A 9315-nucleotide genomic window follows, 5' to 3' on the forward strand; every position below is an offset into this window, starting at 1 on the left:
GGCCGGCCAGGTGGCCGCGGTGCTCGGGCTGCTGTCCGGCTCGGTGCTGGGCCAGTACGACCCGTGGGGCGGCCGCGGCACGCTGCTGCTGGTCGCGCCGAACGTCCTCGCGGTGGAGCGCGCCCTGGGCGTCGACCCGGTCGACTTCCGGCTCTGGGTCACGCTGCACGAGCAGACGCACGCGCAGCAGTTCGCGTCCGCGCCCTGGCTGGTGGAGCACCTGACCGCCCGCCTGCGGGTGCTGCTCGCGGACGAGGGGTCGCGGTCGCGGTGGCCGTGGGCCACCCGGGACGACGCCGACGGACCCGGTGCCCCCGACGCCGCCGACGCCGCCGACCCCGCCGGTCGCGCGCGGCGGCCGCGGTCGCTGCTCGACCTGCTCGACGCCCGGCAGCGGGTCGTGCTCGACGAGGTCGGCGCGGTGATGGCGCTGCTCGAGGGGCACGCCGACGTGACGATGGACGCCGTCGGCCGCTCGGTCGTGCCGTCCGTGCGGCGGATCCGGCGCCGGTTCGAGGCCCGCCGGGACGGCGCCGCCGGCACCGGCGGGATGCGCCGGGCGCTGCGGTCGGTGCTCGGGATGGACGTGAAGCTCGCGCAGTACCGCGAGGGGGCGGCGTTCGTGCGCGCGGTGCGCCGCCGGGTCGGCACCGACGGGCTGAACGCGGTGTGGGCGTCGGCGGACGCGCTGCCGACGGCCGCGGAGATCGCCGAGCCGGCCGCGTGGGTGCGCCGGGTGCACGGCTGACGTGGCCCGGCTGGACCCGGCCGTGGCGGCCGTCCGCGGCGCCGTGGACGCCGCGCTCGCGGACCTGCCCGCCGGCGCACGGGTGCTCGTCGCCTGCTCGGGCGGCCCGGACTCGCTGGCGCTCGCGGCCGCGGCGGCGTTCGTCGCGGCGTCCCGGGTGCGGCGGGGCGAGGCCGCGTGGCGGGTCGGCGCCGTCGTCGTCGACCACGGCCTGCAGCCGGGCAGCGCCGCCGTCGCGGAGCGGGCGGCGGCCGGCTGCCGGGCGCTCGGCCTGGACCCGGTCGTGGTCGTCGCCGTCGACGCCTCGGGGCCCGGCGGGCCGGAGGCGGCGGCACGGGACGCCCGGTACGCGGCGCTGGACGCGGAGGCCGCCCGGCTCGGTGCCGCCGCCGTGCTGCTCGGGCACACCCGGGACGACCAGGCGGAGGGCGTGCTGCTCGGCCTGGCGCGCGGCTCCGGGGCGCGGTCGCTCGCCGGGATGCCGGCCGCGCGGGGGCTGCTGCGCCGGCCGCTGCTCGCGGTGTCCCGCGCCGAGACGGTCGCCGCGTGCGCGGCCCTCGGGCTCGACCCCTGGCACGACCCGACGAACGCGCCCGCCGACGGCGAGGCCGGCGCCCCGGCGCGGTCGCGGGTGCGCGCCCGGGTGCTGCCGGTGCTCGAGCGCGAGCTCGGTCCGGGGGTCGCCGCGGCGCTGGCGCGCTCGGCGGACCTGCTGCGCGAGGACGCGGACGCCCTGGACGACCTCGCGGCGGACCTGCTCGCGCGGGCGGAGGCGGCCGCGGCCGGGGCGCCCGCCGACCTCGCCGACCCGGCCGACCCGGCCGGCGCCGGGGCCGTGCTGCTCGACGCCGCGGTGCTCGCCGCCGCGCCCGCCGCGCTGCGGCACCGCGCGCTGCGGTCCGCCGCGGTCCGCGCCGGCGCCCCCGCCGGGTCGGTCACCCGCGCGCACGTCGCCGCGCTCGCCGCGCTCGTCACCGCCTGGCGCGGGCAGGGGCCCGTGCACCTGCCCGGGCGCGTCGCGGCGTCCCGTGCGTGTGGCAGGCTTGCGCTGCGCGCAGCACCCCCGTCGACCGACCCCGGCGACGTCGTGCCCGCGCGGGTCCGGGCGCAGCGCCGGGCCGCCGAGCCGGACGACGAGGGAGACCCGCAGCGGTGAACGTGGAGGACATGGGCGCGGACCTGGAGCGCGTGCTCCTGACCGAGGAGCAGCTCGGCACCCGCCTGGACGAGATCGCGGCCCAGGTCGACCAGGACTACGCCGGCCGGGAGATCCTGCTCGTCGGCGTGCTCAAGGGCGCCGTCATGGTGATGGCCGACCTGGCGCGCCGGATCAGCACCCCGCTCGCGATGGACTGGATGGCGGTGTCGTCCTACGGCTCCGGCACCAAGTCGTCCGGCGTCGTGCGGATCCTCAAGGACCTGGACGCCGACCTGACCGGCCGGCACGTGCTCATCGTCGAGGACATCATCGACTCGGGCCTGACCCTGTCCTGGCTGCTCGCGAACCTGCGCAGCCGCGGCCCGGCGTCGGTCGAGATCGCGACGATGCTCCGCAAGCCCGAGGCCGCCAAGGTCGAGGTGGACGTCCGGTACGTCGGCTTCGACATCCCGAACGAGTTCGTCGTCGGCTACGGCCTCGACTACGCGGAGAAGTACCGCAACCTGCCGTTCGTCGGGACCCTGGCGCCGCACGTCTACTCGTCCTGATCCCGGCGGCCGCGCGGGGGCGCGTCCAGCCCTGGGCGAACACGGGCCGTGCCACCAGGTTCGGCGTGTAACTTCTGAAGACTCCACCCCTGCGACCGGAGGGACGAGGGGGCCTGCCCCCGTCTGCCCATGACACTCAAGCGCCTCACCCGCGGACCCGTCCTGTGGATCATCGTCGCCGTCGTGATCCTGTGGATCGCCGCCAGCGCCTTCATGTCCTCCGGCGTGCAGCGGATCGACACCTCCGACGGCCTCGAGCTGCTGAAGGACGGCAAGGTCGAGCAGGCCCTGGTGACCGAGGGGTCCCAGCGGGTCGACCTGACGCTGTCCGAGGACTTCGTCAAGGACGACGAGAACCTCGGCAAGAACGTGCAGTTCTACTACGTCGTGCCGCAGGGGCCGACCGTCGTCGAGGCCATCGCGGACGCGGACCCGTCGGGCGGGTACACCTCCGACGTCCCGCAGCAGTCGTGGTGGGGCAGCCTGCTGACCCTCGTGCTGCCGTTCGTCATCATCCTGGGCCTGTTCTGGTTCCTGATGTCGTCGATGCAGGGCGGCGGCTCGCGGGTGATGTCCTTCGGCAAGTCGAAGGCCAAGCTCGTCACCAAGGAGACGCCGCAGGTCACGTTCGCGGACGTCGCCGGCGTGGACGAGGCCGTCGAGGAGCTGCACGAGATCAAGGAGTTCCTCTCCGACTCGGAGAAGTTCCAGGCGGTCGGCGCCAAGATCCCCAAGGGCGTGCTGCTGTACGGCCCGCCCGGGACCGGCAAGACCCTGCTGGCGCGCGCGGTCGCGGGTGAGGCGGGCGTGCCGTTCTACTCGATCTCCGGCTCGGACTTCGTCGAGATGTTCGTCGGCGTCGGCGCCTCCCGGGTGCGCGACCTGTTCGACCAGGCCAAGCAGAACGCCCCGGCGATCATCTTCATCGACGAGATCGACGCCGTCGGCCGGCACCGCGGCGCGGGCATGGGCGGCGGCCACGACGAGCGCGAGCAGACCCTCAACCAGATGCTGGTCGAGATGGACGGCTTCGACGTCAAGACGAACGTCATCCTCATCGCGGCGACCAACCGCCCGGACATCCTCGACCCCGCGCTGCTGCGCCCCGGCCGGTTCGACCGGCAGGTGTCGGTCGAGGCCCCGGACCTCAAGGGCCGCGAGCGGATCCTCCAGGTGCACGCGCAGGGCAAGCCGATGGCGACCGACGTCGACCTGCAGGCCGTCGCCCGCCGCACGCCCGGCTTCACCGGCGCCGACCTCGCCAACGTGCTGAACGAGGCCGCGCTGCTCACCGCCCGGTCGAACGCGCAGATCATCGACAACCGCGCGCTGGACGAGGCCATCGACCGCGTCATCGCCGGCCCGCAGAAGCGCACCCGCGTGATGAAGGTCAAGGAGCAGAAGATCACCGCGTACCACGAGGGCGGCCACGCCCTGGTGGCGGCGGCGCTGCGGTACACCGACCCGGTGACCAAGGTGACGATCCTGCCCCGCGGCCGGGCGCTCGGCTACACGATGGTCATGCCCACGGAGGACAAGTACTCCACCACCCGCAACGAGCTGCTCGACCAGCTCGCGTACGCCATGGGCGGCCGGGTGGCCGAGGAGCTCGTGTTCCACGACCCGACCACCGGCGCGAGCAACGACATCGAGAAGGCCACCGCCACGGCCCGCAAGATGGTGACGCAGTACGGCATGAGCGAGCGCGTCGGCGCCGTGAAGCTCGGCACCGACGGCAGCGAGCCGTTCATGGGCCGCGACATGGGCCACGGGCGCGACTACTCCGAGACGGTGGCCGGCACGGTCGACGTCGAGGTCCGCAAGCTCATGGACGCCGCGCACACCGAGGCGTGGGAGATCCTCGTCGAGTACCGGGACGTGCTGGACCACCTGGTGCTCGAGCTGCTGGAGAAGGAGACCCTCAACCAGCAGGAGCTGGCGGTCATCTTCGAGCCGATCACCAAGCGTCCGCCGCGCGAGGTCTGGCTGTCGAGCGAGCAGCGCGCCGTCTCCGACCGCCCGCCGGTGCTGACGCCGAAGGAGAAGGCCGAGCACAACGGTGCCGTCGTCCCGCAGGACGAGGCCGCCGCGGCCAAGGACGAGCACCCCGCGGCCGTCGCGGTCGAGGTGCCGCCGAGCCAGACCCCGGACGCCTGACGGTGGCGGCCGACGGCCGCGGCCGGCGCCGCGAGGTGCCGCCCTACGACGCCGCGCGCGCCGAGGCGGCGATCCGGGAGCTGCTGCTCGCGGTGGGCGAGGACCCGGACCGCGAGGGGCTCCGGGACACCCCGGCCCGCGTGGCCCGGGCGTACCAGGAGATCTTCGCGGGGCTGCGCCAGGACGCGCACGACGTGCTCAGCGCGACCTTCGACATCGGTCACGAGGAGATGGTCCTGGTCAAGGACATCGAGGTGTACTCCACCTGCGAGCACCACCTCGTGCCGTTCCACGGCGTCGCGCACATCGGCTACATCCCCGGCCAGTCCGGGAAGGTGACCGGCCTGAGCAAGCTCGCCCGGCTGGTCGACGTCTACGCGCGGCGGCCGCAGGTGCAGGAGCGGATGACGGGCGAGATCGCCGACGCGATGGTCGAGGTGCTGCAGCCGCGCGGCGTGCTGGTGGTCGTCCAGTGCGAGCACCTGTGCATGTCGATGCGCGGCGTGCGCAAGCCCGGCTCCCGCACGGTGACCTCCGCGGTGCGCGGGCAGATGCGCGACCCGGCCACCCGGGCCGAGGCCATGAGCCTCGTCCTCGGCCGCTGAGGGGTGCGGAGCCCGTTCCCGTGCGCCCCCGCCGACCGCCTAGGCTGACGGGCGTGCGTCCCCCCTCGCCGCTCCCGCCCGCGCTGACCGCCGCCGGTCGCACGGGCCGGACCCTGGTCATGGGGGTGGTGAACGTGACGCCCGACTCGTTCTCCGACGGCGGGCGCTGGTTCGCCCCCGACGCCGCCGTGGCCCACGGCCTGTCCTTGCTGGCGGACGGCGCCGACCTGCTCGACGTCGGCGGCGAGTCCACCCGGCCGGGTGCCGCGCGGGTGCCGGTGGCCGAGGAGCTGGACCGGGTGCTGCCCGTCGTGCGCGAGCTCGCGTCACGCGGCGCGGCGGTGAGCGTCGACACGACGCGCGCCGAGGTGGCCGAGGCCGCCGTCGCCGCGGGCGCGGTCGTGGTGAACGACGTGTCCGGCGGCCTGGCCGAGCCCGAGATCCGCGAGGTCGTCGCCCGCACCGGCGTCGTGTACGTGGCGATGCACTGGCGCGGGCACGCGGACGTCATGGACGCGCTGGCGGAGTACGACGACGTGGTGACCGACGTGCGCCGCGAGCTCGCCGACCGGGTCGCCGAGCTGCGCGCCGCCGGGGTCGCCGACCACCAGGTCGTGCTCGACCCGGGTCTCGGGTTTGCGAAGCCCGGCTCGGCCAACTGGCCGCTGCTCGCCCGGCTGCCCGAGCTGGTCGCCGACGGGTTCCCGGTGCTGGTGGGCGCGTCCCGCAAGCGGTTCCTCGGCCACCTGCTGGCCGGCGAGGACGGCGTGCCGGTGCCGCCCGAGCAGCGGGACGCGGCGACCGCGGCGGTGTCCGCGCTCGCCGCGGCCGCGGGCGCGTGGTGCGTGCGGGTGCACGAGGTACGGGGGACGGCCGACGCGGTGCGCGTCGCGGCCCGGTGGAGGGCGGCGGCGCCGTCCGGGGAGGACGAGGGATGAGCGACGAGGCGGACGTGCCCGGGCGCGACGGCCACCGGCTGGACCGGATCCGGCTGGTCGGCGTGACGGCGACCGGGTACCACGGGGTGTTCGAGCACGAGCGCCGCGAGGGGCAGACGTTCGTGGCCGACGTGGTCGCGCACCTCGACACCCGCCGCGCCGCGGCGACCGACGACCTGCGGCACACGCTGAACTACGGCGTGCTCGCCGAGCAGGTGGTGACCGTGCTCGCGGGGGAGCCCGCCGACCTGGTGGAGACCGTCGCGGAGCGGATCGCCGCGACCGTGCTCGCGCACCCGCAGGTGCAGTGCGTCGACGTGGCGGTGCACAAGCCGCAGGCGCCGATCACCGTGCCGTTCGGCGACGTGGTGGTCGAGGTGCGCCGCGACCGGACCTGGCTGCCCGCCGCCGAGCCGGTGCCGGACGACGCGCCGCGCTGGCTGCCGGAGTCCGCCGCCCGGCCCGCCCTCGACGCCGCGGACGCCGCCCCGCTCGAGGTGCCCGCCGGCCCCGCCGCGCCGGACGCGCCGGACGCCACCGCCGTGCTGCCGCTGGCCGCCGCGGCGCTGCCCGGCCCCGTGCTGGACGACCTCGAGCTGCCGGCGGCACCGTCCGGGCCGGTGCCGAGCCCCCCTGCTGACGCCTGGGAGGCCGAGGACGAGGTGGTCGACGCCGAGCTCGTGCAGGACGCGATGGACGCCGCCCCGGACGCCCCGGTCGAGGTCGTGCTGGCCATCGGGTCGAACCTCGGCGCGGCCCAGCACACCCTGCGGGACGCCGTCGCCGACCTGGCGGCCGTGCCCGGCCTGGAGGTGCTCGACGTGTCCGCGCTGGCGCGCACCGCGCCCGTCGGCGGCCCCGAGCAGCCCGACTTCCTCAACGCGGTGCTGATCGCCCGCACCACGCTCTCGCCCCGCGACCTGCTGCGCGCCACGTCGGAGGTGGAGCGCCGCCACGGGCGCGAGCGCCTCGTGCACTGGGGGCCGCGCACGCTGGACGTCGACATCATCGTGTACGGCGACGTCTCGGCCGTGACCGACGACCTCGAGCTGCCGCACCCGCGGGCCCACGAGCGCGCCTTCGTGCTGCAGCCGTGGGCGCAGGTCCAGCCGGACGCTGTGCTGCACGGCCTCGGCGGCGGCCCGGTGGCGCAGCTCGCCGCCACCGCCCCGGACCGCGACGGGGTGCGCTGGCTCGCCCTCGACTGGCTGACCGCGCCGGTGCCGGCCGCGCAGCCCGACCCGGGCGGGGCGGCCGCGGCCGACGCGGACCCGGGCGTCCCGTCCGACCCGGGCGGCGACCCGCTGGGCGGGCCCGCGTGGGCGGACCCGCTGGGCGGCACCCCCACCGGGCGGCAGGACCCCTGATGCAGCGCACCCGCGTCCGCACCCTCGTGCTGATCGCCGTCGTGGCGGCGGCGGTCGGCTGGCTGGTCGTCCGCGCGCTCGGCAGCCGGGGCGTCGTGCTGCCGCAGGTGCCGTGGCTGATGGTCGGCGTGCTCGTGCTGATCGCCGCCGTGGTGCTCGCCATGGGCTGGTCGGTCCGGCAGTACCTGCGTGGCAGGCACCCCACGCTCGACCCGATGCGCGCCGCCCGCACCGCCGTGCTCGCGAAGGCGTCCTGCTACACCGGGGCGCTGCTCGCCGGCTGGTACGCCGCGCAGGTGCTGGACGTGCTGGGCGACCTCGGGATCGAGGCGCAGCGGGACCGCGCGCTGAGCGCCGGGCTGGCGGTGCTCGGGGCCCTGCTGCTGGCGGCCGCCGGGCTGGTCGTCGAGTGGATCTGCCGCATCCCGCCCGGCGACGACCCGGAGCAGCCGCCGGGGTCGCCGCGCGACGCGTCCCCGGACGCCGCCGCGGGCTGAGCCCGCCGGTCGCCGGGGCCGGGCCCACCGCGGAGGACGGCGAGCCGCCGGGTGGCCGGGCCGATCGTGTGCCGAGGTCCTGGGCGCCGCGTCGGCGTGCGATGCGAGGATGGTGCGCATGAGCACGCCCGAGGGTGCCGCCGCCCACCCGCAGCCCGACGCCGCGCCCGACCCCGGGGCCGCCCCGGTGCGGGAGAGCGAACCGTTCGAGCCCGCCGGCGTCGACTGGACCCCGGTGTCCCCGCGGCTGGCCTCGGCCCGCCTGGTGGTCGCGCTCGCCTGGCTGGGCGTCCCGCTGCTGGTCCTGGTGGTCGTGGCGGTCCTCACCGGGTCGATCTGGGTGTGGCTGTCCGCCGCCGTGGTGGCCGTGCTCGTCGCGTGGGTCGGGTGGCTCGTCCCGCGCCAGGTGCGCGCGATGGGCTACGCCGAGCGCGCCGACGACCTGCTGCTGCGCCGCGGCATCCTGTTCCGCTCGATGGTCGTCGTCCCCTACGGGCGCATGCAGTACGTCGACGTCACCGCCGGGCCGCTCGCCCGCAAGCTCGGCATCGCGTCCGTCCAGCTGCACACCGCCTCGCCCGGCACCGACGCCTCGATCGACGGCCTGCCCACGGCCGAGGCCGCGCGCCTGCGCGACCAGCTGGCGTCCCGGGGCGAGGCCCGGCTGGCGGGGCTGTGACCGAGGACCGCCCGCTGCCCGCGGCCGGCCCGGCGCCCGCGGCCGCACCGGGCCCGGTGCCCGCGGGTGCCGCGCCCGCGCCCGGCGCACCCGCACCCGCACCCGCGTCCGCCGCGACCCCCGTCGCCGAGCCCGCGCCGCCCGCCGACGACCTCGCCTGGCGCCGGATGCACCCCGTCACCCCCGCGGTGAAGGGCTGGAAGGTGCTCGCCGCGGTGCTCGCGGTCATCGCGTGGAACGCCGCGGACGACGTCCGGCAGCTCGCCGAGTGGCTCGGCGGCCGCGCGTGGCTCGTCATCGCGGGCCTGGTCGTGGTGGTCGCGCTGATCGGCTTCGGGTATTCCGCGATCGCCTGGCGGATGACCCGGTTCGCGGTGACCGACGAGGCCGTGCACCTGCGCTCCGGCGTGGTGTTCCGGCAGCAGCGGCAGGCCCGGCTGGACCGGCTGCAGGCCGTCGACGTGGTGCAGCCGCTGCTCGCGCGGATCATCGGGCTGTCGGAGCTGCGGCTCGAGGTCGCCGGCGGCGCCGGGTCCGCGGTGTCGCTCGCGTTCCTCCGGGAGGCCGAGGCGGAGCAGCTGCGCGCCGAGCTGCTCGCGCGCGCCGCCGGCCTGCAC

10 protein-coding genes are annotated in these 9315 nt (G+C 76.6%); all 10 read left to right on the forward strand.

Features of this window, described 5'->3' with window-relative positions; translation table 11 throughout:
• A partial coding sequence (locus G6556_RS14335) for a zinc-dependent metalloprotease (protein ID WP_166942716.1) occupies positions 1-748 on the forward strand: 748 nt, incomplete at its 5' end.
• 1 nt (position 749) lies between these two features.
• Positions 750-1904: a tRNA lysidine(34) synthetase TilS gene (tilS, locus tag G6556_RS14340; protein ID WP_166942719.1), complete on the forward strand. Its 1155-nt coding sequence runs from the start codon at positions 750-752 to the stop codon at positions 1902-1904.
• Positions 1901-2455 carry a hypoxanthine phosphoribosyltransferase gene (hpt, locus tag G6556_RS14345; protein ID WP_166942722.1) on the forward strand — a complete coding sequence of 185 codons (555 nt, stop codon included), beginning with the start codon at positions 1901-1903 and terminating at the stop codon, positions 2453-2455. The genes tilS and hpt overlap by 4 nt, the downstream gene beginning before the upstream one ends.
• Before the next feature lie 129 nt (positions 2456-2584).
• On the forward strand, positions 2585-4612 hold the full coding sequence (gene ftsH / locus G6556_RS14350) for an ATP-dependent zinc metalloprotease FtsH (protein ID WP_166942726.1): 2028 nt from the start codon (positions 2585-2587) through the stop codon (positions 4610-4612).
• Between the two features lie 2 nt (positions 4613-4614).
• Positions 4615-5217 (forward strand): GTP cyclohydrolase I FolE, encoded by a 603-nt coding sequence (folE, locus tag G6556_RS14355; protein ID WP_346774917.1) that lies wholly within the window; start codon positions 4615-4617, stop codon positions 5215-5217.
• Between the two features lie 119 nt (positions 5218-5336).
• Positions 5337-6155: a dihydropteroate synthase gene (gene folP / locus G6556_RS14360; protein ID WP_166942753.1), complete on the forward strand. Its 819-nt coding sequence runs from the start codon at positions 5337-5339 to the stop codon at positions 6153-6155.
• Positions 6152-7522, forward strand: a complete 1371-nt coding sequence (folK, locus tag G6556_RS14365; protein WP_166942729.1) for a 2-amino-4-hydroxy-6-hydroxymethyldihydropteridine diphosphokinase — start codon at positions 6152-6154, stop codon at positions 7520-7522. Before folP ends, folK begins: the two co-directional genes overlap by 4 nt.
• Positions 7522-8019, forward strand: a complete 498-nt coding sequence (locus tag G6556_RS14370) for a DUF3180 domain-containing protein (RefSeq protein ID WP_166942732.1) — start codon at positions 7522-7524, stop codon at positions 8017-8019. The genes folK and G6556_RS14370 overlap by 1 nt, the downstream gene beginning before the upstream one ends.
• Before the next feature lie 118 nt (positions 8020-8137).
• On the forward strand, positions 8138-8698 hold the full coding sequence (locus G6556_RS14375) for a PH domain-containing protein (RefSeq protein ID WP_166942748.1): 561 nt from the start codon (positions 8138-8140) through the stop codon (positions 8696-8698).
• Positions 8695-9315: PH domain-containing protein (locus tag G6556_RS14380; protein WP_346774918.1), on the forward strand; the 621-nt coding region annotated here is incomplete at its 3' end. The genes G6556_RS14375 and G6556_RS14380, both read left to right, overlap by 4 nt.

This window comes from Cellulomonas sp. IC4_254, from assembly GCF_011603975.1.
In the GTDB taxonomy this organism is placed as follows: domain Bacteria; phylum Actinomycetota; class Actinomycetes; order Actinomycetales; family Cellulomonadaceae; genus Cellulomonas.

Excerpts from the sequence above, each read along its gene's own strand:
- ftsH (WP_166942726.1), top strand. The coding sequence starts at position 2,585 with ATGACACTCAAGCGCCTCACCCGCGGACCCGTCCTGTGGATCATCGTC.
- folK (WP_166942729.1), top strand. The coding sequence starts at position 6,152 with ATGAGCGACGAGGCGGACGTGCCCGGGCGCGACGGCCACCGGCTGGAC.
- folP (WP_166942753.1), top strand. The coding sequence starts at position 5,337 with ATGGGGGTGGTGAACGTGACGCCCGACTCGTTCTCCGACGGCGGGCGC.
- G6556_RS14370 (WP_166942732.1), top strand. The coding sequence starts at position 7,522 with ATGCAGCGCACCCGCGTCCGCACCCTCGTGCTGATCGCCGTCGTGGCG.
- G6556_RS14375 (WP_166942748.1), top strand. The coding sequence starts at position 8,138 with ATGAGCACGCCCGAGGGTGCCGCCGCCCACCCGCAGCCCGACGCCGCG.